Source organism: Streptomyces sp. NPDC059010, from assembly GCF_042740355.1.
Classification (GTDB): domain Bacteria; phylum Actinomycetota; class Actinomycetes; order Streptomycetales; family Streptomycetaceae; genus Streptomyces.
On the sequence record NZ_JBHYJA010000012.1, the window covers coordinates 91,189 to 116,927 of the forward strand.

Below are 25,739 nucleotides of genomic sequence, written 5' to 3' on the forward strand. Positions count from 1 at the left end.
GCCGTCGGCATCCGGTACAAGCGAGCCCCCGCCGGGCGCACAACCGTCAGCGCCCGCCCCCAGGCTCGGCTCAGTCCTCCTGCGTACCGCCCGCCCTCGCCGGGCGCCAGCCGCGGGCTCGGGCGCGGGGAAGGGTGAACGCGGCCCACAGGACCGTGAGTACGGCGGCGGAGCCGAGGATGACGAAGAGGGTGGCGCGGCCGGTCGCGCGGTCGGCGGCGGAGGTGTCACGGACGGACAGCGGTTCCGCGGCGCGCTCGGTGCCGGACGAGGTTCCCGAGTCGCCCAGGACCGTGGTGACGGCGGCGTAGGCGTCGAGCTGCGGGATGTCGGCGGGATAGGCCGTGGCGGTCAGACGGCCGGTGACGGCGTCGGCCGAGTCGTCCGGGTGGGCGGCGCGGACCATCGCGGCGGCCCCGGCCGCGTAGGCGGCGGCCACCGACGCGCCGGCGCCGAGGTAGTGGCCGTCGCCTCGCGGGCCGCCGGAGACCACCCCGGCGCCGGGGGCGGCCAGGTCGATGCCCGTGGTGGGCAGGGCGTTGTCCGGGCGGACGCCGCCGGGCAGCATGTCGGCGACCGAGAGTACGCCCGGTTCACCGGCCGGCCAGTACAGGCGGGACGGGATCTCGTCGGTGCCCCTTGACGGCGGGTCCGGGGTGGCTGCGGCGACCACGACGGCGCCCGCGCCGCGGGCCTCGATGACCGCCCGGGTCAGTGCCGCGTCCCGGCGTGGCAGGGCCACGGTGACGGCGATGACGTCGGCCCCTGCTTCGGTCGCCTCGCGCACTGCCTGCGCGACCAGCGAGGCGCTCGCCTCACCGCGGGTGTCGGCACCCCGCAGGGCCAGGATCCTGGCGCCCGGGGCGACTCCGGCGAGACGCGCGTTGTCCCCGCCGGTCCCGGCGATGAGCCCGGCCAGGAAGGTGCCGTGCCCGACGCAGTCGTCGGCGGCGGTACCACTGGCGGTGACCCGGCCGTCGAGGCCCGAGGCGTCAGGGTCGACGCCCGTGTCGATCAGGGCGACGGTGACCCCCTCACCGGTGCCGTGCCCGCGCAGCCGGTCCAGGTCGAGGCGCTGGCGTGACCAGTCCTGCTTCTCCGCCGTCTCCCGGGAGGCGGGGGTGCAGTCCGCGTCCGCGTCGAGCGCGGAGGGCATCGCGGGAAGCTCCTGGCCCTTTCCACCGTCGGCCGTATGGGCCGGCACCGCCGCGGGCAGCAGCAAGGCGGCGGCGAGGCCGGCGCCGGACAGCAGACGGGCGGCCCCACGGGCGTACGCGGTCACAGTCCGACCCCCTTGGGGGCCGCGGCGACGTCCTCGGGGATGAGGATGCGCAGGTCGTCCAGCGTGGGCGCGGCCAGCGAACTGAGCCGCCCCGCCTGGCGGGTGACCATCGACTCGACCACCTGCCGGGCCAGCCGCGCGTTGCCGAACGAGCGGTCCCGGGGCAGCGCGTCGAAGTACGCCTTGAGCACCGGGCCGGTGCCGGGTCCGCACTCATAGCCCATGCTCGCGGCCTGTGCGCGCACGATGGTGACCAGTTCCTCGGAGGAGTAGTCGGCGAAGGAGATCCGGCGCGGGAAGCGGGAGGACAGGCCGGGGTTGGAGGCGAGGAAGCGCTCCATCTCGTCGGTGTACCCGGCGACGATGACGACCACCTCGTCGCGGTGGTCCTCCATCAGCTTCAGCAGGGTGTCCACGGCCTCCTGGCCGAAGTCGGCACCGCTGCCCTGCGGGGTGAGCGTGTAGGCCTCGTCGATGAACAGCACACCACCTCTCGCCCGTTCGAAGACCTCGCGGGTGAGCTGGGCGGTGTGGCCGATGTAGCGGCCGACCAGGTCGGCGCGGGCCGCCTCCACCAACTGCCCCCGCTGCAGGATCCCGAGTTGCGTCAGGATCTCGCCGTAGAGGCGCGCGACGGTGGTCTTGCCGGTGCCGGGCGGACCGGTGAAGACCAGGTGGTGGCTGAGTGAGGGCACCGGCAGCCCGGCGGCGGCCCGGTGGCGGGCGGTGGTGATGAGGTTGACCAGGTCGGCGACGTCGCGCTTCACCTCGGCCAGGCCGATCATGTCGCCGAGGCGGGTCAGCGGGTCGTCGTCCGGTACGGCGGACTCGGTGGCCTTGGCTGCGGCGGTGGCGGAGACGTCCTCCGGGAGCAGCAGCTGCAGATCGTGCTCGCCGACCTGGGGCAGGGAGGCGAGACGGACCGCCTGCCGGTCCACCATCTCCTCGAACACCCCGCGCGCGGCACGGCCGTTGCCGAACCCGGCGTCCCTGGGCATCGCCTCGAAGTGCGCGGCCAGCGCCTCCGCGGTGCCCTCGCCCAGTTCGTACTGGTGCTGGGCGCACATGTTCTCCATGATGGCGACCAGTTCGGACACGGAGTAGTTCTCGAACTCGACGGTGCGGGAGAAGCGGGAGGCGAGGCCGGGGTTGGAGCCGAGGAAGGACTCCATCTCGCGGGAGTAGCCGGCCGCGACCACCACCACGTCGTCGCGGTGGTCCTCCATCAGCTTGAGCAGGGTGTCGACGGCCTCGCGGCCGAAGTCGGCGCCGCCGTGGCCGCTGTCCGCGGTGAGTGTGTACGCCTCGTCGATGAACAGCACGCCGCCGAGGGCCCGTTCGAAGGTCTCGGTGGTCTTGATCGCGGTGCCGCCGACGACCTGTGCGACCAGGTCGGCGCGGGAGACCTCGACGAGGTGCCCGCTGCGCAACGAGCCCAGTTCGGCCAGGATCGCCCCGTAGAGGCGGGCGACAGTGGTCTTACCGGTGCCGGGCGGACCGGCGAAGATCAGGTGCCGGCTCATCGGCGGGGCGGACATGCCGAGTTGCTCGCGGCGCTGGGCGAGCTGGGTCAGGTTGACCAGGGTGCGCACCTGCTGCTTGACGTTCTCCAGGCCGATCAGCGCGTTGAGCGCGCCGAGCGGGCCGTCCTCGCGGTCGGGCGGGGGCGCGTCCGCGGCGCCGGAGCCGGCCGGGTCGGTGTTCTCGGCGCTGCCGCTGCCCCAGGCGTCCCGCTTGCCGTTGCCGGTGCTCTTCAGGCCGTCCACGGCGAGCCGTTCGCCGGGCGTGGTCTGCACCAGGCCGCCGCCCTCGTTCTCCCGGGCGAGGCAGTTCACCAGCGAGACCGGCGCGGTGGACTCCACGCGGAAGCCGTCCTGGGCGCCGCCGGAGACCTCGCAGCCGCTGAGGGAGGCGAGCGCGCCCTCGCGGAGCAGGAAGCCGTGGCCCTGGGCGGCGTGCACCGTGGTGCGGTTGGCGGTCAGTTCGCCGCCCGCCTCGACCACGACGCCTTCCTCGCCGGATATCTCGATGCGGAAGTCGCGGACGGTGACGTTGCCTCCGTCGTCGACGACCAGGCCGTTGGTCGCGGTGTCGGAGACGCCGCCGCCAGCGAGGTAGAGGGTGCTGCCGGAGCCCGCGCGCACGCCCGCGCCCTTCGGCCGTACGATCTCGCAGTCCTCGGCGCGGCCGCGGGCGTCCTTGCCTGCCACGATGCCGTCGCCGCCGGGCTCCACCAGCCGGGACCGGCGCAACAGCGGGTTGGCGCCGCCGCGCACCGCGATCGCGGGCGAACCGCCGATCACCTCCAGGCGGTCCAGCTCGGGCGCCGAGTCCTCCTCCAGGAGCACTCCGGTGTGTTCGCAGTCCCGGACCGTCAGGCCGGTCAGCGCCGGGGACGCGGCCCCGGCGACCCGCAGCGCCGCGCCCTGTGCGCCGTCCACCCAGCAGTCCTCGAAGGTGCCGCGCGCCCGGTCGGTGACCAGCACGCCGTGGCCGCGGGTGCGCGAGACGCGGCAGCGGCGCAGCACCGGGTCGGTGCCCGCGGCCAGCGCGATCCCGTTGCCGGAGGCGCCCGTGACGCGGACGTCCTCCAGCGTCGTACGGCCCGAGCTGCTCAGATGCACTCCGGTGCTGGTGTCGTGCACCACGGTCCGGATCACCGTGAGGGAGCTGTTCTGCTCCAGGGCGATGGAGGGCTTGTCGGTGGAGGAGATGTCGCAGTCCTCGACACTGCCGGTGGACTCGCCGTTGGCGAGCAGGCCGTTGCCGCGGGCGGCGCGCACGGTGCAGCCGCGCAGGCGGGCCTCGCCCTGCTCGGCGAGGACCAGCCCGCTGGTGCCCAGGTGCTCAAGGGTGCAGGACTCCACGGTGGTGGGAGTGGTCGAGGTGACCACGATTCCCGCGCCCTGCGGGTTGCTCACCCGGCAGTCCCGCAGCGCGAGTGACCCGGTGCCTCCGGCCAGCATCGCGGTCCAGGCGGCGCCGACGATCTCGCAGCCGTCGAGCGCGGCCTGCCCGCGTCGCACGTCCACAGCCGGAAGCTCGGCGTCGCCCCCGCGCAGGGTCAGCTCGGAGAGCATCACGGCGTCGGCGCGCAGGGCGAGCACGCTGCCCGAACGTGGCCGGATCTCGACCGTGCCCCGGCCCTCGGCGGCGGTGAGGGTGACCCGGGTGTGGATCACCAGGTTCTCCGCGTACGTCCCTGGCCGGACGCTGATGAGCGCGCCGGTACGGGCAGCCGAGAGTGCCTCACCGATCGTCCGGTAGCGGTCCCGGTCCCCCGGACCGACCGTGAGTACCTGGCGCGACACGCACCAACCTCCTTGCTAGGGCGGCGTCTTCTGCGGGCGCCCCCGGTACGTCGGGTGCGCGTGATGTCGGCGAGCCGACGGTGCCATCATGCCCCGCTGTCGGGGCGGGCTGATGCCGGGAGTGACGGCTCTCGGCCTGAAGGCGTCCGGCGGGCGGTCAGCCGCTCCACTTCTGGTTGTCGGTGCCGGCGCAGGTCCACAGTTGCAGCCAGGCCCCGTTGTCCGTGTTGTTGTCCTTGATGTCGACGCACTTGCCTACGACGGTGTTGACCAGGTCGTGGCGCTCGTTCAGGACGAACTTCTGGGCGGCGTTGCCGCTGCACCGGGCGATCTGGATGGGGGTGCCGTCGCTGTAGTTCGCGTTGGCCACGTCCAGGCACAGGCCCTTGATGCGGATGGTGCCGTCGGAGGCGAACTGCCACTTCTGCGCCTCGCTGCCGTTGCACTCCCACACGAACAGCTTCTTGCCGTCGCCGAAGTCGGAGTACGGGACATCGATGCAGCGGCCGGAGAGATGGCTGCGCAGGGAGACCGGGGCACTGAACGTCACGCCCGAACCGGGGTTCGCGGGCTGGTCGTCGCCGCCGGACGCCTTGTCGCCCCCGGACTTCGCGGGCTGGTCCTGCTCACCCGAGTCCGCCTCGGACGTGTCCTTGCTGCCGGTGTCCTGCTTCGGCGTGTCCTTGCCCGAGCCCTGCGCCGCGCCACCCGCGGGGGCCTTCTGCACGGGCTTTTCGGGCTTGGCGGAGTTCTTCTCGCCGTCGGACGGGGCGCCGGTGTCGGGGTTGGTCACCACGAAGTCGCCCGGCGCCTCCTGCTCACCGCCGCCGAGGACGGTTCCTCCCGCCGGCGCCACTTTGGAGCTCTTGTCGTCGTCCCCGGTGAGGACGAGGAACGGCACCGACACGAGCAGCGCCCCCGCGACGGCCGCCCCGGCCAGCACCGCCTTGCCCGGCCGCCCCACATGACCGGGCTGCTGCTGGGGCCGGTCGATGGCGGTCGCGGTCATGGTCCGCACGAGTGCGGGGAGTCGGCTTTTGGCCGCCGCGGCGGCACCGGGGTCGGCTTCGGAGTCCGACTCGGACGCGGACGCGGCATCGGACGCGGACTGACTGCCGGTGGCTGGGCCGGATCCGGGACCGGTCTCGGCTTCCGGCTCGGTAGCGGTAGCGGTCCGGCCCTCCGTGACGGGTTCGGCCGTGGCGGCCGTCTCTTCGGCCCGAGCCCCGGTCTTCGCCTCGCTCGGCTCCGGCGCGGCCTCGGACTGGGGCTCCGCGACGGCGGCAGCGGTCGCGGCTGCCTCCTCGCCGCCGGAACCGGACTCCGCCTTCGGTGAGCTGGGGTTGGGCTGGACCGAACGCGTCACGGCGTCCTCCCTGTGGTGTGGGGCCAGGGTTCAGAAGAGCTGTGGGTCCGGTCCTCGGAGCGGGCAGCGGGTGCCTGCTCGGCTCCCGGCTCGCGCACGGGATCGAGGAGTCCGTCCGCCGGGACGAGCAAGGGGGCCGCGGCGCCGGCGTTGACCATCAGCAGGGTGTCCGAGCCGCGCAGTGAACGGGCCAACTCCCGTGCCGGAACGGTGTCATGCCGAAGTGCCCCGGACATGAACTCGTGTGCCGGGGAGGTGAACAACAGCACCACGGGCGCCCCGTCCAGCCCGGCAGCCGTGAGCGGCCCGCCGTCCGGTCCGCGCACCACGGTGATCTCCGCTTCGGCGAGAGCCTCGAATGCCTCGTCCACCGAGCCGTAGCCGGTGGCGGCCCGCTGCGCCGCCGCGTCCACCGGGTCAGTGGGCTCGGGCCAGCCGAGCACCCGAGCCGACGGCCGGTACGCGGGGTTGGGACGGTAGTCCCCGACCCCGCCGCTCTCGTCCGACTGCCACTCCCCCAGTACCGCCCACTCCGGCGGCGTCCGCTCCTGCGTCCACTCCGGGTCCACCACGCCGATCCAGTGGCCGGGTGCACGGCGGGCGGCGGCCCGTACGGCCTCGGGTATCTCGGGGATGTCGGTGGGCCCGGCGTCGTCGGCGCCGGATGAGTCGACGGCGGCCGGGCCGGAGCCGTCGGGCGCCGCGAGCCGGCTGTCAGGCCCGCCCTCTTGCCGTTGTCCGGGCCGCATCTCCACCTGAACTCTTCGCTCTGTACGAACACTCGGGTGTCGACGGCGTGCGCACGCGCCGACACTGATCAGATCGGGAAGCCATCAGAATGCCACAACAGTCAAGCCCGTTGCGGGCAGAGCAGGGTCCGAATCAGGTGTTCACGTGCCCGTTTGCTGACCGGGCGAGGGACTTTCCGGGCGCAGCATGGCGGGAGCGGACAAAGCGACGGGAGAGTTGGGGCGGGTGGTACGACTGATCACCCCCGGTACGGGCTAAGTTGGGCCACACGGGAAGACCACGCAGCTCGGAAGGGCGTCTGATCGGCCCGCGGCCGCCACCGCGGCGGGTCTTGTACGCCTCGACGACCGGGGCAGGGCCGTACCAGGTCCAACCCCGGCGCGGCGCTCGCCCAACGCCCGCCGGGCCTCCCGGCGTTCGTCCAGCCGGCCACTGTGCGGGTCAAGCCCGCCACCGACAGCTCCGCCACCGAGGAGGAGTACCGCATGTCCCCCCAGCACCCCACCACCGGCGCGAACGCGGAGGCGGCCGCCGCCCGCGCAGGGGAGGCCGGTTTACCGACCGATCCCTCCGCACCGGACGAAGCGGAGCCGAGCCGAACCCCGGCCCCCGAGGCGGAGTCCGGGACCACCGGTTCCACCTCCGGGTCCACTGCTTCGGCGTCCGGCGACTCCGGCTCGGACTCCGGGACCACGGAGGCGGATTCCGGCACCACCGGTGCCGAGGAGACCACGGTCACCCCGTCCCAGCCCACACCCGCAGCAGCAGCCGCAACCCCTGAGACGTCCGAGGAGCGCGTCGCCGTCGCGGCGGCCGTCGGTACGACGCCTCCGGGTGTCAGGACCGACACCGGCGTCGGCAGCGGACGACCCCGCAAGCCGATCCTGGCGGGGGCCGCGATCGCCGGCGCCGCGCTGATAGCCATACCCCTGTTCCTGGCGGGAAGCGCGAAGGACGACGGGCCTCCCGACTCAGCCAAGGGGCTGGCCGCGGAGGGCTCCGACACCGTCCTCAACCCGACCTCCGCCCCCGCCGCACTCGACGACTACGTGGCGTCGAAGCCCAGTCCGTCCCCGAAGAAGGCGAAGAAGAGCGGGCCGCCGAAGGTCACGGTCCCCGTGCCCGCGACGCCCGAGACGAAGCCCAGCCCGAGCCGCACAGCCGAGTCGAAGCCCAAGGCGAAGCCGGCACCCAAGCCCGCGGCGACCCCGAAGCCGAACTGGAGCACCGAGACCGTCTACGCGACGAGTGTCCTGGAGGTCAACCAGGCCTGGACCACCAACCGCATCCGGATGGTGATGCAGACCGACGGCAATCTCGTCGTCTACAACGAGGAGGGCAAGCCCATCTGGGCGTCCATGACATTCGGGCAGAACCACCGGGCGATCTTCCAGCAGGACGGCAACCTCGTCATCCACAACGGCGAGGACCAACCCATCTGGGCCTCCCAGACCTGGGGCCGTGAGGGCGCCCAGCTGGTCCTGCGAGCCGACGCCAAGGTGGTGATCGTGCACAACGGCGCGGTGGTCTGGTCGACCTGAGGCGCTTCGGCGGGACACATCGTCACGCCTTGTCCCTTTTCGCTTCCCTCGTCAACGCCTCCTGCAACACCGGTCATTGACACCTGACCGGTGTTGCAGGACCGGGGATTCAGCGACGGGGGAAGCACAAGAGCGGTGCAGAGCCGCCGGATTGGCCTATACCAACACCTTGACACGGCAATTCTGACGCCCCTTAAATCACGTAGTGAAATAAGCGTTCCTGTCATGCGCACGTCTAGGAGGAGCCATGTCTGACACCAACTCCCCCGCCGACACGGCCACCCCGTTGAGACACCCGTGAGACGGCTGGCCGTACGGATTCTGGCGGGGCTCGCGATCGTGCTGGGGCTCACGGCCGCCCCGGCCCCCGCCGCGCCCCGGGCGGCCGCCTTCAAGGTCGTCGCCTTCTACAGCGGCACTTGGGACGCCGCGCACATCGACTTCGCGAAGGAAGCCAACGAGTGGTTTCCGCGCACCGCCGCCCAGAACAACTTCACCTACACGGCGACGACCAACTGGGATCTGCTCGCGAACGGAGGCGTGAACGAGTACCAAGTCGTGCTCTTCCTGGACGACGCGCCGCACACCGCGGCCCAGCGGGCCGGATTCGAGCGGTTCGTGCGGGCCGGCGGCGGCTGGATGGGCTTCCACGTCTCGGCGTTCACCACCGACGCCGGATCGTGGCCCTGGTACTACAACACCTTCCTCGGCAGCGGCAACTTCCGCTCCAACACCTGGGGTCCGACGACCGCGGTCCTGCGCACCGAGGACCGCACCCACCCGTCCACCACCGGTCTGCCCGCGACGTTCACCTCGGCGGTCAGCGAGTGGTACAGCTGGTCCAACAACCTGCGCACCAACCCGAACATCAAGATCCTGGCCTCCGTCGACCCGTCGAGCTTCCCCCTGGGCACCGACCCCAACCAGTCCTGGTACAGCGGCTACTACCCGATCCTGTGGACCAACACCCAGTACCGGATGCTGTACGCGAACTTCGGCCACAACGCCATGGACTACTCCACCAACACCCGGCTGTCGTCCACGTTCGCCAGCGCCACCCAGAACCGCTTCCTCATCGAGGGTCTCAAGTGGCTCGGCGGCGCGAGCGGCCCCCCGACACCCACCGATCCGATATCGGAGACGGCCTGGTACACCCTGGCCAACACGGGGAACGGCAGCTGCGTCGACGCCAGAGCGGCGGCCACCGCCAACGGCACCGCGATCCAGCAGTACACCTGCAACCAGACCCTGGCCCAGCAGTTCCAGTTCCGCCCCACCGACAGCGGCTACGCACGCATGGCGATCCGGGGCAACCCCCAGCAGGTCGTCGATGTCACCGGCGTGTCCATCGCCGACGACGCGCCTGTGCAGCTGTGGGCCTACGGCGGTGGCGGCAACCAGCAGTGGCGGCCCGAGCGGGAGTCGTCGGGGAGCTACCGCTTCGCCGCCCGGCACAGCGGCAAGTGCCTGAGCACGACCGGCAGTTCGGCGAACAGCGTGCAGCTGGTGCAGCGCCCCTGCGACAACTCGGCCACACAGTCGTTCCGTCTGGCAGAACAGCCCTGACGGGGGCACCTGGGCATCACGCCCGGCGGCCCCTGGCATCGGGGCCGACCGCCAGGGAGAGGGCGAGGATGGCGCGGTCGTCGTCGGACTGTGTCGACCAGCGGTCCGCGTCGGCGCGCACGAACGACACGACCGTCTCCGGGTCTGGTGCGCGCTCCCCGGCGAATCGTTCGGCGAGCCGCTCCAGGACCGGGTAGAACACGCCGTCCGCGTCGCGTGCCTCGCTCACTCCGTCCGTGTGCAGGACGAGCACTTCGGAGGGTTCGAGGGGGTGGACGGTCGTGTCGTCTCCGTCCGGCGTCAGTCCGCCGAGGCCCAGGGGCAGTCCGGGTGCCGTGGCCAGGCGGCGGGCTCCGTTCGGGCCGACCGCCAGGGGCGCGGGGTGGCCGCGGTCGACGATGCGGACCTCGCCGCCGCCCGGCGGGAACTCCAGCACCAGCGCGGTCACAAACAGTTCGGGATCGCCGTCCTCGCCGGCCGGGCTGTTGCGGGCGATGCTGAGCTCGACGCCGGGCGGCCAGGGCGCTCAGGCTCTGCCACTCGTGGGCCGAGCCCCGGAAGCTGCCCAGCACCGCGGCGACCGTCTGTACCGCGCCCAAGCCCTTGCCGCGGACGTCGCCGATGATGGCCCGCACCCCGAAGGGTGTCTCGCACAGGTCGTACAGGTCCCCGCCGACGAGCGTGCCGCCTTACCCGGCCTCGTAGAACCCGGCGGCGTGCACCGGGCCGAGCCTGCTCTCGGCCCGGGACGCAGCAGGGTGCGCTGCATGGCCTCGGCCACGGAGTCGGCGCGGATGAGGTGTTGCCGGGTCCGCTCCCGCTGCGCCGCGAGCGCGACGCTGGCGATGCCGATGAGCGCGGCGGCGATGTACATGGCGATGTGGTGCTGTTCGTCGAGGTGGCCGGGGCGGCGGCCGGCCATCCACAACTGCAGCCCCAGGCACACGACCGTCGACAGCGCGGTGCCCAGCGGGCCGCGTGTCCCGGCGGCCAGTGCCGGGACCGCGACCAGCATGAAGCTGACCGGCTCGCGGCCCCTGACGATCAGTTCGGCGGCCACGTCGACGAGCACGGCGACCAGCGGCAGCCACCACACCCAACCGCGCGGAGTGGGGGCGCGTGGCTCGCCGCGGACGTTGCGGCCACCCCTCACGGCGCGCGCCCGACGTCCGGGCCCGCGGGGCCCGACCCGGAGCCTTTGGTCCCGAGGGCCGTCGTGCCGCGTGGTGGTCGTCGGATCGCCTCGGGCAGTCCGGCCTCGATACGCGTGAGCTGGGCGGTGAGGCTGCGCAGCCACATGTCGAGGTCGACGAGCACGGGCAACGGTGGCCCGGCCGGCTCCCCGGGTGGCGGTACCGTGCCGGAGGTGCGGGGGCGTCTGCCGGCGCACAGGGCGGCGAGCCCGTCGGTGGTCTGTGCGAGCGCGCGGGCGCGGGCCCGCGCCCCGTCGGCGGCTTCCTGCGGCAGGGCGGTGGCGGGCAGGTCGAAGCGGGGCAGCCACTGGGCGCCGAGCAGGATGTGATGTGCGGTGATGAGGACGGCGTGCCAGTCGGCGCGCACGTGCGCGTCACTTGCGGGTTCGCTGCGGAACTGGGCGTAGGCCGACTCGGCCAGGCGCAGCCGGTGCAGTGCGGGGAGCGTGGCCGGTGCCGGAACCGAGCCCGGCGGCACGGCGGCGAGCATGGCGACGGTGCCCCTGATCAGCGGGCCGCACTCGTGCAAGAGCCCCGCCATGGTTCTGCGCACCTCCGCGCGGGCGCCGGCCGGCCAGGCGAGCATCCCGCACAGCAGGCCGATGGCGCTGCCGGTGACCACGTCGACGATCCGCGCCTCGGCGAGCCGCCAGGAGGCCGGCGCGATCTGGGCGAACGCTGTCGCCACCACCAGCGTGAACAGTCCCTGGGCACAGGCGAGACCCAGCAGCGGCCCGAGGGAGAAGGCGATCAGCATGGCCGGTGCCAGGATCGCGGCGTACGCCTCGGTGTGCTGCCCCAGGCCGATGAGGAGGGCGCCTGCCGCGACGGCGCCCAGGAGGTTGCCGATGACGGCCTGGCGGATGGCCGACCAGGTCTCCAGCACGCTGGTCCGGCTCAGGGTGAGCACCGCGAGCAGCACCCAGAAGCCGTGCGTCAGGTCGAGCGAGCCGGCCACCAGCCGCGCGGCGGCCAACGCCACCGCGATCCGCAGCGCGTTGTGGAACTGCACCGAGCGCGGCGTCATGTTGCCGGTGATCCGGCGGAGCCACAGCTCGGGCGTGGCGGCGTGCGTGTACCAGAACAGCTCTCTGGGTTCGATGGGCGGGGTGCGTCTGCCGTCGAGGCCGACCCGGACGGAGATCTCCAGGGCGCGCACCGATTCGGCGACCGCGAGCAGGGCCGCCTGTCGGCGCAGCACATCGGCCGGGGGTACCTTGTCGGGCGGTCCCGCCGCCTGCCGCACGCGCATCCGCTGGAAGTCGTCGATGGCCTCGTCCATGCGCTGCGGGCCGGGAGCGGCCCGGCCGGTGCGCAGGGCGGCGACGGTCTCGTCGAGGAGGAGCACGACCCGCGGCAGCAGCGACCCGAGCGCGGTGTCCGTGCCGTCCCGGCTGCTCCCGGTGCCGTCGCGGACGAGGTCGCGCAGTGCGCCGATCTCGGTCAGATGCGCCAGTTGCTCCAGCAGCCGACGGGCGGCGGACCCCGCCTGGGCGAGGCCGCGGACGGCACGCCCGGGGCCCGCCGGGCGCTGTGCGGGCGGGATCCCGGACAGCCGAAGCCGTGCGCCGGCTTGTCTCAGTTCCTGGGGTGAGAGGCCGCTGATCCCGGTGATGGTGTCGCGGGCCGTCGCCAGAGCCTGAGCGAGGCTGGTCCGGTACGTCGGGTCGGGTGGGGAGGGCAGCACGAACAGCTCGGCCAGCACCAGCGCCACCACTCCGAAGGTGAGCCCGGCCAGCCGCAGCCCCAGTGTGTCGGGCTCGTACGGCGGGAAGCAGGCCAGGATGTAGAAGAGCTGGAGTCCGGGCGCCGCCCCGGCAGGGCGCGGGCCCGCGATCGCCGCGAAGGCGACGAGGAAGCCCACGACGAGCATGCCGAGCACAGCCGCCCAGGTCTGCACCGCCAGCACGGTCCCCAGCGCCACCAGCCCCAGACCCACGGGCAGCGCTTTCAGCATGACCTCGGCGCGCTGCCGTCCGGACCCGGGGATCGGGGACAGCAGGCCGAGTGAGATCGGCGCGAACAGGGCGTACAGGGCCAGGACCGGTTCGTCGAGCCCGTACACGAAGAGGTAGAAGCCCACGGACGCGGCGAGGGTCACCCGCGCCGACCGGTGCAGGATCCGGTGCCACTCCGGCCCGCCCCTCACGGCTCGCGCCCGCCGCGTGACGGCCGTGAGCCGGCCCGGCCCCGGAGCCGTGGGCCGGCCGAGCCGAGGGTCCCCACCGCGCCGGGCGGCGGGATGCTTCCGGTGCTCGCCAGCCGGTGGCCTACGACCACTACGACGGCGGAGGCCGCCAGGATCACCACCCCTCCGAAGCGCAGGATGGCGTCGTACGCGGCCTCGGGTGTTCGCTCCGGCAGCATCGCCGTGATCGCGGCAGCGGCAGCGGCGAGCGCGACGCCGCCCAGCGTGACCAGGAACGTCAGGAGCACGCCCGAGGCCTCACCGGCCCGTTCGGGTGCCACGACCTGCTGGGTGGCCACGCTCGCGAAGGTCCAACCGAGCCCCAGGCCCAGTCCGCACCACGCGAACACCGGAACGTACAGCCACCAGGCCGTCACCAGGCTGAGCGCGATCATCCCGCTCCCGGCGAGGGCCCCGGCCAGCGCCATCACCGTGACCGGCCGCATCCGTCCGGAAAGCCTGGCGCCGAGCGGCCCGCTGAGTGCGACCAGCGCGGCGGGCGCGAGAAACACCACGCCCGCTTCCAGCGGGGACAGCCCCCGCACTTGCTGGAGGTACAGCGTCGACACGAAGACGGTGACCGCGTAGCCCATGTTGGTGACGGTTCCGGTGCCGGTCACCAGGACGTAGGGCGTGTTGCGGAAGAGCCCGAGGTCGATGAGGGGGTGCCGGGCACGCAGCTCCCGCCGTACGAAGAGCGCGCCCGCCGCGGCGGTCAGGGCCAGCAGGGTGAGCGTGCGGGCGTGGTCCCAGCCCCAGGCGCTGCCTCGTTCCACGGCCAGGGTGAGCGCCGCCAGCGCGATCACAACGGTCGCGCAGCCGGTCAGGTCGAGCTGGCGTGGGACCGTCGGATCGCGGGAGTCGGGCACGTACACGTACGCGACGATCAGTGCCAGCAGGCTCAGCGGTGCCAGGAGCCAGAAGATCCAGCGCCAGCCGGGCCCTTCGGTGAAGCCGCCGCCGACGAACGGGCCCAGCGCCGTGCCCACGTTGGCGATCCCGAACACCGCTCCCAGCGCACGGGCTCGGGTGGCGTCCGGAAAGGCGTTGGTGATCACGGAGACCGACACGGGGAACACGAAGCCGGCCCCGACACCCTGCACGACCCGCGCCCCGACGAGCTCCCACAGCCCAGGAGCGAGTGCGCACCCGACCGACCCGGCCGCGAACAGGGCCGTACCGGCAAGCAGTGCGCCCCTGCGTCCGAAGACGTCGCCGACGCGGCCGCCCACGATGAAGCAGCAGCCGACGGCGAGCATGTAGGCCGACAGGGTCCACTGGGCGGCCGACGCGGAGACGCCGAACTGGTCGGCGATCCCGGGGACGGCGAGGTTCAGCGCGAAGAAGTCGAGCTGGATGCAGAACAGGGCGACCGCCACCGCGATGAACGCTCCCGTCCGCGCCGCCGGCGAAGACACAGCGCCCATGTGCACGTTCCTCTCGGACCGACACCGCTACGGCGACGAACCACGCCGACGCGCGGCCGGCCGGACCTGCCCTCCCCTGCCCAATTGTCGGCCGCCCCCGCAACGCCCGCAGCCCGACGACCGCGAGTCGCGGCGGCGCCCATGGCTTCCAACCAGGGATACGTCCACCGGCCTTCGGGCGAATTCCGGGTGGGCTCCGCGATCCGGGGGCGGGCCGGTGGTACGGGCATGGGGATGTCCACGCCCCCCCCGATCCGCCCGCCCCGCCCGTCGGTCGCCCGAGCGGCGCGGAGTCGCGCGTGCCGGGCCGGCTGCGGAACGCCGCCGCGTACGCGTGGCGGATCATCGCCGTCGCCATCGTCGTCCGCGGCGCGTTCTCCGTGCTCGGGGAGTTCCACCGGATCGCCGTCGCCGTCTTCCTGGGCCTGGTCCTCACCTCGCTGCTGCGCCCCGTGGCCGACCTACTGGCCCGGTTCGTGCCCCGTCCGATCGCGGTCGCCACCGCGATCATCGGCGGCAACGTCGTCGTCCTCGGGGCGCCGGCCCTGGTCGGTGAGATCGTGGCGGGGCAGCGAAGAGGGCTGCAGAGGGAATTCGTGACGGGTATCGACCGGATCGAACGCCAGTTGGAGGAGCCCCCGTTCCGGCTCCCGCGGACACGCTCAGCGACCTCCAGTCCCGGATCGGCAAGTTCCTGTCCAGCCACCGCTCCACCATCATCAGCGAGGCGGTCAGCGGCGCGAGCCGACTCCTCGAAGTTCTGACCGTTCTCGCCCTGGCCCTGTTCTGCGCGGTGTTCTTCACCCACTCCGGCGACCGGCAGTGGCAGTGGATCTGCGACCAGTTCCCCGCGACGGCACGCCGTCACCTCGACGTCGCCGGCGCGGCCGCCCGGCGCACCTTCACCGGCTACACGCGCGGCATCCTGCTCGTCGCGGCGACCAACGCCTTCCTCGTCTGCATCGCACTGCTGATCCTCGGCGTCCCCCTCGCCGTGCCGCTGGCACTGCTGGAGTTCGCGGCCGCGTTCATCCGGCTGATCGGCTCACCGCACACCCTGGCCGTCGCCGCGGTGGTCGCGCTGGCGACGAAGGGGCCGGTGACCGCTCTGATCGTCGTGGCGCTGATCGTGATCATCGGGCAGATCGAGGGCCATCCGCTCCACCCGATCGTCATGAGCTGGGACGTGCGCCTCCATCCGGTCGTCGTGGCCCTGACCGTCGTCGGCGGCGCCATCGCCGCCGGGTTCATCGGTGCCGTCGTGGCCGTCCCCTTCGTAGCCGTCTTCTGCTCGGTCCATCAGGCACTGCGCGGCCTTGCGGACGGCGCCCCGGAGGAGGCCGCAAAGGCCGGTCCCCAGCCGGCCGGGCCCGCCGTCAGTCCAGCAGCACACCCGGGTTGAGGACGCCGTGCGGGTCGAGGGCGTTCTTGGTGGCGCGCAGGGCCAGGGCGAAGGGGGCCGGGCACTGGAGGTCGTATCCGGGGCGGTGGTCGCGGCCGACGGCGTGGTGGTGCGTGATGGAGGCGCGGTGCCGGTGCAGAACGTCGCTCGCTGCGGCCTTGATGTCGTCCCAGACAGCGACCTCGTCACCTGGGCGGCCTGCGACGGCCACGGTGAAGTAGGGGGCGGCGCCGTCGGGATAGACGTGGGTCAGGCGGCAGTTGACGGTGGCCTCGTGTCCGGTGGCCTTGAGGGCGGCGCCGCCGACCTCGGTGCGGACGCTTTCGATGAGGGCGGGGATCCGGTCCCAGGTGGCGGCGGTCTCGAAGGTGTCGACGACGGCGCCCATACGGGCCAGGCCGTCGCGCAGGTACGGCATCCGCAGGAACGCCGAGCGCCAGGCGCTCACGGCCGCGTCGGTCGGGGTGTCGCGGTCCGCGGACGGTGTCTTGCCGCGGCCGCCGTGGGCGCGGGCCAGGTCCAGGGCGGCCGCGAGGCGGTCGTCGACGGGGTTGGTGGCGGACTCGAAGCCCAGGACGAGGACGGAGGAGCCGTCGTGGGAGGCACCGGAGAGCAGTGCCTCGCCGGGGTCGAGGAGGCGACAGTTGGCCGGGGCGAGGTCGGACTGGGCGATGGCCCGTACGGCGTCCAGCGCCCGGTGGAAGTCGGTGAAGGCCACGGACGCGGAGGCCTTGTGCCGGGGGCGTTCCTGAAGCCGCATCCACGCCTCGGTGATGACGCCGAGCGTGCCCTCGCTGCCGAGGAACAGCCGGTCGGGGGACGGTCCGGCGCCGGATGCGGGCAGGCGCCAGGACGTGCCGGCCGCGGCGGGCGTGACGACGCGCAGCGACTGCACGAAGTCGTCGATGTGGGTGTGGACGGTGGCGTAGTGGCCGCCGGCCCGGGTGGCCAGCCAGCCGCCGAGGGTGGAGAACTCGAAGCTCTGCGGGAAGTGGCGCAGCGTCAGGCCGTGCGGCCGCAGCTGTTCTTCCAGTACGGGGCCGAGCGCCCCGGCCTGGATGAGCGCGGAGCGGCCGACCGTGTCGATCTCCAGGACCCTGTCCATCGCGGTCAGGTCGAGCGACAGGACGGCCCGGTGGGTGTCGCCGCGGTACTCCACGCCGCCGACCACCGAGGAGCCGCCGCCGAAGGGGATGACGGCGACGCCGTGCTCGCCGGCCCAGTCCAGCAGGTCGGCCACCTCCTGGTCGTCGGTCGGGCGGGCGACGAGGTCGGGGATCCGGCCGGGCCGGCCGCGCAGGGCGCGGATGACGTCGCGGTAGGCCTTGCCCATGGCGTGGGCGGCGCGCGCTTCGGGATCGGTGGTGACCAGGTGTGCCAGCGCGGACGGGGGCGCGATGCCGGGACGGCCGATGGGGAGGTCGGCGACCCGCGGTATCGGCAAGGGGCGGACCAGGGTGCCCGGGAGCAGGGTGCCCATCGCGACGCACTCGGCGTCGTCGGGGTGGGCCTCGGTGTAGCCCCAGCCCCACCAGGAGCGGGTGCGGGAGGTGCCAGGGTCGGTCGGGGGCGCGGTGGCAGGCATGAGTGTGCTCCCAGCGGGGATCCAAGGAATTTACCCAACGGTAAATTACCGTAGGGTAAGATCGCATTCATGACAACGCACCCCTCCAAGGCCGGCACCAAGGGCGTGCCGAGGGCCGCGCGCGAACGGCAGGTTCTGACCGCGGCGACCGAGGAGTTCGGCCGGCATGGCTACGAGGCGACCACCATGGCCGCCATCGCCGCGCGCGTGGGTGTCACGAAGCCTCTGCTGCACCAGTACTTCGGCAGCAAGCAGGACCTCTACCTCGCCTGCCTCGACCCCATCGGAGACCGGCTGCTGGGCGCCGTCCGCGCCGCGATGGCCGAACCGGCCGCCGCGGCACCGCCCACCTCCCTCCGCGTGCTGGGCGCCCTGTTCACCGCCCTGGACGAGCAGCGCGAAGCCTGGTTCGTCCTCTACGACGCCACGTTGCCGCCCGGCAGCGACGCCCTCCACCGTGCGGCGTACTACCGCGGCGCCATCGACGACCTCGCCGCGACCGGCACCGCCGGCCTCCTGCAAGAGGCCGGAGCCGACGACCCGCTCGACGCCGACGCCCTCAAGTACGCCTGGCGCGGCCTGTGCACCGCCCTGGTCCGCTGGTGGATCAGCCACCCCGACCAGTCCCCCGAGGCCATGACACGGCGCTGCGCACGGATCTTCGCCGCCGCCCGCTCCTTCGTTCCCGCCGACAGCGACCAGGCGTAGTCGGCGGGAACCGAGCCCCCGGGCGGGGTTGACGGCCCCAGGGTTCACGAACTCCGGGACGCCAGGTACTCCTCGACGCCGGGCGCGGTGTGCGCGTCCTCCACGTTCACCGCGGCGCCGACCGCCTTCGCATCCGGCTTGTGCACGTTCTCACAGGCCTGCTCCAGGTCGGCGCCCATCAACTGGGCGGCGTTGTAGCCGGGGAGCACGCCCGCGTCGACCAGGGAGTCCGGGTACTTCTTCTAGTAGGAGGCGACCATCTTGCGAACGCCGGGCAGGTCGGAGCTGAGCGCCGGGGCGGCGCTGACGACGTTCAGCATGGCGGCGAGCGCGGGCGCCGCCGGTGTCTTCATCAACTGCGGGGCGTAGCCGGGGGCGCTGCTGACGACGGGCACCTTGAGTCCTCGGGAGGCCGCGACCCCGACCAGCGAGGCGGTCTGGGCCGGTCCGGCGCTGATCAGGATCGCCTTCACGCCCTCCTTGCGCAGCGCCGAGACCTGTGGTGAAGCCGTACAGGCCCCACGCCTGTCCGCGCGACCAGCACAACGTGGGGCTGTATCCCTGCACCGTGCCCGGGCCGATCGGGGCGCCGGTGGCCGGGTCGAAGTCGTAGACGTGCGGGGTGGATCCGTCCGGGCGCGGGAAGACCCGCTGTGCGGTAGAAGAGGAACCCGAGGTCGTGGGTGCCGGTGTCGTACTGGCGCGGGGCCAGCTTCTCCGCCGAGGCCAGGGCCCGCGTGCGGAAGGTGTCGTCCTTGCTGTAGAGCCATGCCATCCGGAGCGTGCCGGGCCCGAAGCCGCCGACCCAGTCGCCGTTCCGCGAGTAGATCCACTTCTCGAACTTCGTGCCGACGGGGAAGGCGGTCACGGTCGGTGCGACGGCGTGGAGCTTCTCGACGGCGTAGTCGGTCGCCGAGCGGAGCTTGCGCAGAGTCGGTGCCGGTGTGGGGCCCTCGGTGACGTCCGCGGTGGTGGCGGTGGCGGGTGCCGTGGAAGTGCCCAGCGCTGCGGCACCGGCCGCCGTGGCCAGCACGGTACGTCGGGAAACGCTCATACCCGTCCCTCCAACTGGACAACGGGAGAAAGGAGTTGACCGAGCCTTGCACGACGGACGCGATGCTGCACACCCACGTGTGCGATGTTCAGGAATATGAACCGACAGAACAGCCGGTGACCCCCGCCCGCCACGGGCAGGCGATCCCGGCGAAGCCGCCGTCGGTCACGACGTCCACGTCCAGCACGTCCCCGCCGCGCAGCACTTGCCGCCTGCGGACCAGCCCGTCCGTGCCGTCCTCGACCGTCTCGACCAGCCAGCGTCCGGGGCCGACGGTCAGCGGCACCTCGGCCGTGTGGGCGGCGCCCGCGTACACCCCGCCCAGGAACCACCGGTCGCCGCTGCGCCGGGCGAGCACCGCTTCCCGGCCGGGCTGACCGGCGAGGAGCCGGGTGTCGTCCCAGGCGGCGGGGATCTCGGGCGCAGGCCGACGCGATGGAAGGCGCCGGGGGTGAAGTCCATGGAACCGATGACGTTGCGGGTGAAGGGCAGGGTGGTGAGGTGGGCGGCGGTGTTGGTGCGCTTCTCCTCGCCTGCGACGCCCTCCAGGGTCATGACGTGGGGCCAGGTGCGCTGGATGCCCTTGGGGACGGTCGAGCCGTGGAAGTCGACCATGAGGTGGTGGGCGGCGGTGTCCGCGAGGACGGTGTCGTACCACTGGAGCATGGGCTGCGCCTCGGAGTCCATGAAGTCGATCTTGACGCCCTTGACGCCCCAGCGTTCCAGGGTGGGCAGCCACCAGGCGCGTTCCTCGGGGGTGTCGAGTTCGCGCTGGTGGATCCAGACGACGATGCCGACGCCCTTGGCGCGGGCGTAGTCGACGAGTTCCGGAATCCAGCTGTCGGTCTGCCAGTCCGGGTCGGTGGTGTCCCACTCGCCGGCCTTGAAGTACCAGCCCGCGTCGACGGCTTCGTACGGCCAGTTCCGCTCGGCGGCGTAGTCGACGTAGGCCTTCTGCGCCGCGAGGCTCTGCCCCGCCGGTCGGCCGCCGGCGAGCCAGGTCCACAGCACCGGGCCGGGCCGGATCCAGGAGGTGTCGGCGACCTGGGAAGCGGGGGCGAGGTCGTCGGTGAAGGTGGAGCGGGTGACGGTGGCGAGGTCGCCGATGACCATGGCCCGCCAGGGCGTGCGCAAGGGGCCGTCGGTGCGGACCCGGGTGTCGGCGAGCCTGATGCGGTAGGTGCCGGTGCCCTGGTCGTGGGCGAGGCGGGCGCCGGAGTAGGTGCCGGTGAGGTCGGACTCGGCGAGCAGGGTGTAGCCGCCGTCGGTCGCGAACAGCGCCTGGTCGGAGTACTCCCCGGTGGGGGCCGTGGCCGCGGTGTACTGGGCGAACTGGCCCTCGTTGTCGGTCCGGTAGGTGCCGAGCCATGCGTTCGCGTCCGGCGGCAGGGCGAAGGCGGAGGTCTCACCGAGGACGTCACCGTGCCCGGCGGGCAGGACGTAGCGGTAGGCGACGCCGTCGTCGGAGGCGCGGACGACGAGGTCGAGCCGGGTACCCGTGGAGGTGGCGAAGGACAGCCGGGTCTCCTTCATGTGCACCCGGCGGGCCAGCCGTTTGCCGGACCTGGTGCGGTAACGCTTGTCCACGGTCCGGTCCTTGCCGTGCAGGAAGCGCAAGTCCTTGGACAGGTCGGCCTGTTGGGTGACGATGCCGACGGGCGACGGCTCGATGACCGTACGGCCGTCGCGGGACACCGCGAGGCTCAGCGTGCCCGTGGTGTCGTCCAGGGTGACCTGGGCGCTGGGCGCGTGGGCTCCCGTGGACAGGACCCAGGTCTGTTCGTGCTGTTCAGCCCGTACGGGCACGCTGGTGAGGAGTGCGCTCACCAGTCCTGCGCAGAGCCCGGCGACCACCGTTCTGGTCGGGACAGCCATGACAACCCTCCGAGGTGTGTGGCCTTACGGCAGTCCCCAGGCCGGGCCCGGTTCGCTGACGGTGACGGGCGCGACGGTCAGGTCGGGGCGGGCTCCGGAGTGGACGAGCACCTCGCGGCCCTTGGGCAGGTCGACGGCGAGGATGCCGTCGCCCAGGTCCCGGGTGCGGGCCGGGGTTCCGTCGTCGAGAAGGACGGTGAGCCGCCCTTCGAGGCCGTGGCGGAGCTTGAGCGGTTCGCCGGCCAGGCTCCTGATCCGGATGAACCGGGTCTCCCCCGCCTTGCGGACGGCGCTGACGAGGAAGGCGCCCTGGGTGCGGAAGTCGTGCAGCGTGACGTCCGCCCAGTCGGTCGGGACGGCCGGGAAGACGCGGATCACTCCGCCCCAGCTCTGGCAGAACATGTCGTGCAGGGACTGCGAGGCCGACAGCGGCGTCTCGATGACCGGACCGGCCTCGGTGTAGTGGGTGTTGGCCTGGCAGGGGTAGCGGGTGGTGGGGTCGAAGAACTTCCGCAGATAGCCGATCGCGGTGTCGCCGTCGCCGGTCATGGCGTAGATGGAGGCGGCACCGGTGTAGCTGTAGCCGCGGTGGGCGCCGGTGAGCGCGTGCCAGTGCTCGACCGACTTCCTGATCAGCTCGCGGTTCTCCGGCTGGTCCCAGTTGACGAGGTACAGCGGGTAGACCATCAGCAGGTGCGAGTAGTGCCGGTGGGACTGGGCGTACGGGGTGTCGGCGCCGATCATGAAGCCGTTGGCGTCGACCGGGTACGGGGTGAGCCTGGCGAGCGTCTCCTGCCATCGCGGCTTCAACTCGTCGTCCAGGCCGAGCAGTTCGGCGGACTCGATGAGCGTCCGGCAGCCCCAGCGGATCAGCGCCAGGTCGTAGTTGGTGTCCCGCGGCGGCACGACGGGGTACTCGGGCGAGAGAGTGCTCGGCAGGTGCAGCTTGCCGTCGGCCCCCGGGGTGAGGAAGTGCAGGTAGTAGTTGATCGCCCGGCGCAGCACCGGGTAGACCGTGTCGCGCAGCAGCGCCTTGTCCATGGAGTGGCGGTACGACAGCCACACGTTGTGCAGCGCCCAGGTGAGGTCGCCGGTCTCGGCGCCCGAACCCGGCTGCCCCACGCCGCGGTTGGCGAACATGTCGGAGCTCCGGCCGACTCCGGAGCTGTCGGCACGGTAGGCGGCGGGCACGTTGGCGATGAGCTGTTCCTGGCTCTGGCGCAGGGTGGTGGCGAGGGAGTCGAGCTCCAGGTGGTTGGAGCCGTGGATGAGCCAGTACTCCAGTTGCACGTTGAGGTTCCACCAGACCGCGGGCCAGGGTGTGGGCTCCAGCCACGGCCCGGAGGTGGCCATGACGGGGCCGCCCGCGCGGCTGGCGGAGGCGACCTTGTAGAGCTGGATCCAGTGGAAGCTCTGCAGCCGCTGGTCGGGGAACGACACGAAGCTCTTCCGGTAGAACGCGTGCCACCAGCCGGTGTGCCGTCGTCTGAGAGTGGCGTACGACGTAGCGCGGCGGAGGTTGCGCAGCGAGTCGGCCTCGGCGGCGGTGTCGGAGGGGAAGCTGTGCCCGACGCTGAGCAGCAGGTCGTCGCCTGTTCGGCGGTAGGCCGTGGCGGTCCGGCCGCCGCCGGTGAGGGGTTGGAGCACCTGCTCGGTGCCGTCGGTGGTGGTCCGTGTCGTCCAGGCCGGGTTGGCGGTGTAGCCGGCGGGCGGGGGTTCCTGGATCTTCCGGGGGCTGATGGCCTCCTCGGGGTGGAACGTCCAGACCACCCGTTCGTCGCCGTCGGCTGTCGCACGGACGGCCAGGACCTCGTCGTGGATGAGGGCGGCGAGCGTGAGCGTCCCGGCGGTGGTGGTGATGGTGCCGGTGAGCTCGGCGTTCCAGAGGCTCAGCCGCCAGTCGACGGCGGTGATCGTCCCGACCGGTTCGAGCGTGAGGTGCCCGACCGGGAGGCGGCAGGTGCCCCAGCCGCTGCCGAACTCGGGGCGGTGGTCCTGAACACGGCCGTGCTGGACGGTGAAGCGGATCTGCCGGCCGCCCGGCTCCTGGTAGACCATGCTGCCGAGCAGCCCGTCGCCGAGGAACGGGCCCTCGTACCAGCGAGTGGGAAGCCTGGTCCAGAGCAGGTCCTGGCCGCGCAGGAACTCGCTCCAGGCGGTGTCGCTGGTCATGGTGTCGCGGAGTTTCCATGGGCCTCTTCCGACGTCGGCCGTCGAGCCGTCGGCGGTGGACGGGGCCGCCGGCAAGAGCTCTTCGGCATGGGCCGCCGCGGGCAGGGCCGCTGCCGCTACGCCGCCCAGGGCGGTGCCGAGTGCGGCTCTGCGGGGGATCGGCGAGCGTTTCTCCGGCTGCGAGGTCATCGTTGCCCTCCAGACCTGACGGATCGTCGATACATCGGGTGTATCCGCGGAACGTAGGCGCCTTGCGTGCACCTGTCAATGGGCACGGTCAGCAGCGTAAGTGGCCCAATAATGGGCTAAGTTGGAGCCCACGCCAGGTCAGCGATGCTCGCTCGACGGCAACCCATCCGATGTATTGAATGGATCGGATGGATCGGATGGATCGGATGGATCGGATGGATCGGATGGCCTGGATGGGTTGGATGGATTGGGGGCGCATCGCTCTACCCACTCCCGCTCCGAGAGGGGAGCAGCGCCGCCGTCTCCCGTGCTGCGGGCAAGGGGCCGTGGTCTCCCGTGACTTGGAGGGCGGAGGCGGCGGTGAGGTGGCCCAGCCGGAGCGCACGGGTCGTGGACGCGCCCCGGAGCAGGCCCGTGAGGGCCACCGATCAGCTCAACCGCTGCTCAATGACGGCGCCCGCCTCGGCCGTCCGGCAGCGGCAGCCTCCCCGCTGGCCGCACGACGCTATGGGCCCACGCCGGGATCGCCGGCCTCCCGACCCCGGCCTCCGCACGCGCGAGGAGGTCGTCTGGCCGACGACCGGCAACACGACACTGCGGATCAACTCGACGCCGCAGGAGACGAGCTCGAAGATCACGACGCTGCTGCACGACACCACATACCGCACGGCGCCGGCCCGGCAGAACACCGGTTACGACCAACCCCCGCCCCGCGGCTTCCTCATCAGCAACGAGATACCGACGGCACCGCGGCCAGCTATGTACCCCCCCTTGACGGGGCGGGCGGCCGACCGCGGTGCGCGGCCTCCCGCGGGACCTTCAGCCGCCGGACGAAGAACTCGGGCTGACCACGGCATTCGACCCCTGGGGTGTGCATTTCGCGATCTTCTCCGTCAGTGTGGCGCAGGCCCGCGCCTCGGACGGGTCCGTGGCCGGGGCCATCGGGCTGTAGGCGTCGACACCGAACTTCACCCGGCCGGTCAGCGCTCGTCCGTCCACGGCGTCGACGTGCACCTGATCCCCCACCTTCGCCGCCAGGATGCGTCCCCAGGCGGTCTGGCAGCGCGAGCTGTAGCGCAGCTCGATCAGCGTGCCGGCCAGCCACACGGAGGCCGCTGTCCGCGCGTCCTGTCCGCAGCCCATCAGCTGAGGATCCTTCCCCTCGCACGCCTCTTTCCGGCAGCCGACCGGCGCTTCCGACCGATCGGCCGCCAGGAGCGAGGGGCTCGCCGCCGTCGCCCCGGCCTGTCCGGTTCCGCTTCCCGGAGTCCGAGGCTCCTGCTGCTGCAGGACGACGGCCACGAGGACGGCGAGGCCCGTGAGGAGAGTGGTCGCTGCCGCGCAGACGGCTACGACACCCCGTCGCGCACGTCGGTCTGAGGAGAGGGGCTGGTTGTCACCAGCCCTCTCGTCGCCGTCGCCGTCTCCGTCGGCGCCGGTCGTCACGGGTTCGTCGTCAGCCGCCGCAGTCGCCCGAGAGCTGTCCTGCCGGCGCGGTCGGCCTCGCGTCTCGGCCTGTGTCGCACGCTGCCACAGCGCGAGCAGGGGTGCGACGTGCTCGGGGCCCGCGATCTCCGCCAACGCGGTGACGGCCTGGCGGGGTGGCAGCTTCTTGCCGTTGAAGTAGCGTTCCCAGGCGGACTTGCTGTAAGCCGTCTTCGAGGCGAGAGCGGCGAGCGTCAGTTCGGTGACATCCTTGAGGCCGCGCAGTTCTCGAACGAGATGAGCCATCTCCGGTTCGAGATCCTCCGGGAGCGCTCTCCAACGCGTCATGTCCCCATCCTTCCCACGGTGGCTGGCATCCCACCAGGTCGCGGAGGGGGCGTCCCCGAATTTCCCAGCTTTGGCGGGATGCCCTCCTCACCCGCCGGGGGACCACGACCATGAGTGTCACCGGACCGGTCCGGCCGGTCCGTGTTCGAACGCAGCTCACCGAACCCGGCATCGGATCCGGGACGGCCGAGGGGGCATGCCTTGAGGGAGAAGGGCCTGTCATGCCCGAGACGAACATGGCCGAAAAGTGGCGGGCACATCACGGCGCGGGCCTGCTCCTACCAGTACGACGACGAGTCCGACCTGGAGATCGACAACCAGCACGGCGTCCGTCGCACCGCTCGCCACCGAAACCGC

At 72.3% G+C, this 25,739-nt stretch carries 15 protein-coding genes and 5 pseudogenes; 5 read left to right on the plus strand and 15 right to left on the minus strand.

All coding sequences use genetic code 11. The features are described from left to right. Positions 1–70: 70 nt before the first annotated feature. From ACFWYS_RS14910 to ACFWYS_RS14925, 4 genes are all read right to left on the minus strand, one after another. Positions 71–1,282, minus strand: coding sequence for a S8 family serine peptidase (locus ACFWYS_RS14910; protein ID WP_384767606.1), 1,212 nt, complete (start codon positions 1,280–1,282; stop codon positions 71–73). After that, positions 1,279–4,593, minus strand: a complete 3,315-nt coding sequence (locus ACFWYS_RS14915; RefSeq protein WP_384767608.1) for a right-handed parallel beta-helix repeat-containing protein — start codon at positions 4,591–4,593, stop codon at positions 1,279–1,281. Before ACFWYS_RS14915 ends, ACFWYS_RS14910 begins: the two co-directional genes overlap by 4 nt. A 157-nt stretch (positions 4,594–4,750) precedes the next feature. Beyond that, complete coding sequence (locus ACFWYS_RS14920; RefSeq protein WP_384767610.1) at positions 4,751–5,959, minus strand: ricin-type beta-trefoil lectin domain protein; 1,209 nt, start codon at positions 5,957–5,959, stop codon at positions 4,751–4,753. Continuing rightward, positions 5,956–6,708, minus strand: a complete 753-nt coding sequence (locus tag ACFWYS_RS14925) for a type VII secretion system-associated protein (RefSeq protein ID WP_384767613.1) — start codon at positions 6,706–6,708, stop codon at positions 5,956–5,958. Before ACFWYS_RS14925 ends, ACFWYS_RS14920 begins: the two co-directional genes overlap by 4 nt. Positions 6,709–7,194: 486 nt before the next feature. Between ACFWYS_RS14925 and ACFWYS_RS14930 the strand changes: the two genes are divergently transcribed. Both ACFWYS_RS14930 and ACFWYS_RS14935 read left to right on the plus strand, forming a co-directional pair. Then, a complete protein-coding gene (locus tag ACFWYS_RS14930; RefSeq protein WP_384767616.1) occupies positions 7,195–8,250 on the plus strand; it encodes a mannose-binding protein in 1,056 nt (351 codons plus the stop codon). A gap of 297 nt (positions 8,251–8,547) precedes the next feature. After that, positions 8,548–9,816 (plus strand): ThuA domain-containing protein, encoded by a 1,269-nt coding sequence (locus ACFWYS_RS14935; protein ID WP_384767619.1) that lies wholly within the window; start codon positions 8,548–8,550, stop codon positions 9,814–9,816. 16 nt (positions 9,817–9,832) lie between these two features. Here the strand turns inward: ACFWYS_RS14935 and ACFWYS_RS14940 are convergent, their stop codons facing one another. The 4 genes from ACFWYS_RS14940 to ACFWYS_RS14955 are packed head-to-tail and all read right to left on the minus strand — an operon-like array spanning position 9,833 to position 14,624. Next, positions 9,833–10,312, minus strand: coding sequence for a SpoIIE family protein phosphatase (locus ACFWYS_RS14940; RefSeq protein ID WP_384767944.1), 480 nt, complete (start codon positions 10,310–10,312; stop codon positions 9,833–9,835). A 30-nt stretch (positions 10,313–10,342) separates the two neighbouring features. Next, entirely contained in the window at positions 10,343–10,969 is a 627-nt protein-coding gene (locus ACFWYS_RS14945; protein ID WP_384767622.1) for a hypothetical protein, read from the minus strand. Next, positions 10,966–13,158 carry an FUSC family protein gene (locus tag ACFWYS_RS14950; RefSeq protein WP_384767625.1) on the minus strand — a complete coding sequence of 731 codons (2,193 nt, stop codon included), beginning with the start codon at positions 13,156–13,158 and terminating at the stop codon, positions 10,966–10,968. The genes ACFWYS_RS14945 and ACFWYS_RS14950 overlap by 4 nt, the downstream gene beginning before the upstream one ends. Further along, complete coding sequence (locus ACFWYS_RS14955; protein ID WP_384767628.1) at positions 13,155–14,624, minus strand: MFS transporter; 1,470 nt, start codon at positions 14,622–14,624, stop codon at positions 13,155–13,157. Before ACFWYS_RS14955 ends, ACFWYS_RS14950 begins: the two co-directional genes overlap by 4 nt. Before the next feature lie 228 nt (positions 14,625–14,852). Here ACFWYS_RS14955 and ACFWYS_RS14960 point away from each other — a divergent pair. Then, positions 14,853–16,026 (plus strand): annotated as a pseudogene (locus tag ACFWYS_RS14960) (AI-2E family transporter). Here ACFWYS_RS14960 and ACFWYS_RS14965 read toward each other — a convergent pair. Then, positions 16,001–17,611, minus strand: a complete 1,611-nt coding sequence (locus tag ACFWYS_RS14965) for an FAD-binding oxidoreductase (protein WP_384767632.1) — start codon at positions 17,609–17,611, stop codon at positions 16,001–16,003. The pseudogene ACFWYS_RS14960 and the gene ACFWYS_RS14965 sit on opposite strands and share 26 nt — an antisense overlap. 69 nt (positions 17,612–17,680) lie before the next feature. On the opposite strand from ACFWYS_RS14965, the gene ACFWYS_RS14970 reads away from it, so the two are divergent. Next, positions 17,681–18,319: a TetR/AcrR family transcriptional regulator gene (locus tag ACFWYS_RS14970; protein ID WP_384767635.1), complete on the plus strand. Its 639-nt coding sequence runs from the start codon at positions 17,681–17,683 to the stop codon at positions 18,317–18,319. A gap of 44 nt (positions 18,320–18,363) precedes the next feature. Here ACFWYS_RS14970 and ACFWYS_RS14975 read toward each other — a convergent pair. The 5 genes and pseudogenes from ACFWYS_RS14975 to ACFWYS_RS14995 form a co-directional block, all read right to left on the minus strand. Beyond that, a pseudogene (locus ACFWYS_RS14975) lies at positions 18,364–18,825 on the minus strand (ABC transporter substrate-binding protein); the annotation flags it as partial. Then, positions 18,789–19,373: a hypothetical protein gene (locus tag ACFWYS_RS14980; RefSeq protein ID WP_384767952.1), complete on the minus strand. Its 585-nt coding sequence runs from the start codon at positions 19,371–19,373 to the stop codon at positions 18,789–18,791. The pseudogene ACFWYS_RS14975 and the gene ACFWYS_RS14980, both read right to left, overlap by 37 nt. Positions 19,374–19,461: 88 nt before the next feature. Next, positions 19,462–21,248: pseudogene (locus tag ACFWYS_RS14985) on the minus strand (glycoside hydrolase family 97 catalytic domain-containing protein). Between the two features lie 24 nt (positions 21,249–21,272). Next, on the minus strand, positions 21,273–23,609 hold the full coding sequence (locus ACFWYS_RS14990) for a Tat pathway signal sequence domain protein (RefSeq protein ID WP_384767638.1): 2,337 nt from the start codon (positions 23,607–23,609) through the stop codon (positions 21,273–21,275). Between the two features lie 138 nt (positions 23,610–23,747). Then, positions 23,748–24,028 (minus strand): annotated as a pseudogene (locus ACFWYS_RS14995) (hypothetical protein); the annotation flags it as partial. A 136-nt stretch (positions 24,029–24,164) separates the two neighbouring features. Here ACFWYS_RS14995 and ACFWYS_RS15000 point away from each other — a divergent pair. After that, positions 24,165–24,380, plus strand: a pseudogene (locus tag ACFWYS_RS15000) (rhamnogalacturonan lyase); the annotation flags it as partial. A gap of 48 nt (positions 24,381–24,428) precedes the next feature. Here the strand turns inward: ACFWYS_RS15000 and ACFWYS_RS15005 are convergent. Continuing rightward, a complete protein-coding gene (locus tag ACFWYS_RS15005; protein WP_384767641.1) occupies positions 24,429–25,382 on the minus strand; it encodes a DUF2690 domain-containing protein in 954 nt (317 codons plus the stop codon). Positions 25,383–25,739: the final 357 nt, after the last annotated feature.

Bases quoted from the DNA above. Each gene is read 5' to 3' on its own strand.
- ACFWYS_RS14925 (WP_384767613.1), bottom strand. From the start codon at position 6,708: ATGCGGCCCGGACAACGGCAAGAGGGCGGGCCTGACAGCCGGCTCGCG.
- ACFWYS_RS14930 (WP_384767616.1), top strand. From the start codon at position 7,195: ATGTCCCCCCAGCACCCCACCACCGGCGCGAACGCGGAGGCGGCCGCC.
- ACFWYS_RS14955 (WP_384767628.1), bottom strand. From the start codon at position 14,624: ATGGGCGCTGTGTCTTCGCCGGCGGCGCGGACGGGAGCGTTCATCGCG.
- ACFWYS_RS14965 (WP_384767632.1), bottom strand. From the start codon at position 17,611: ATGCCTGCCACCGCGCCCCCGACCGACCCTGGCACCTCCCGCACCCGC.
- ACFWYS_RS14970 (WP_384767635.1), top strand. From the start codon at position 17,681: ATGACAACGCACCCCTCCAAGGCCGGCACCAAGGGCGTGCCGAGGGCC.
- ACFWYS_RS14980 (WP_384767952.1), bottom strand. From the start codon at position 19,373: ATGAGCGTTTCCCGACGTACCGTGCTGGCCACGGCGGCCGGTGCCGCA.
- ACFWYS_RS14990 (WP_384767638.1), bottom strand. From the start codon at position 23,609: ATGACCTCGCAGCCGGAGAAACGCTCGCCGATCCCCCGCAGAGCCGCA.
- ACFWYS_RS15005 (WP_384767641.1), bottom strand. From the start codon at position 25,382: ATGACGCGTTGGAGAGCGCTCCCGGAGGATCTCGAACCGGAGATGGCT.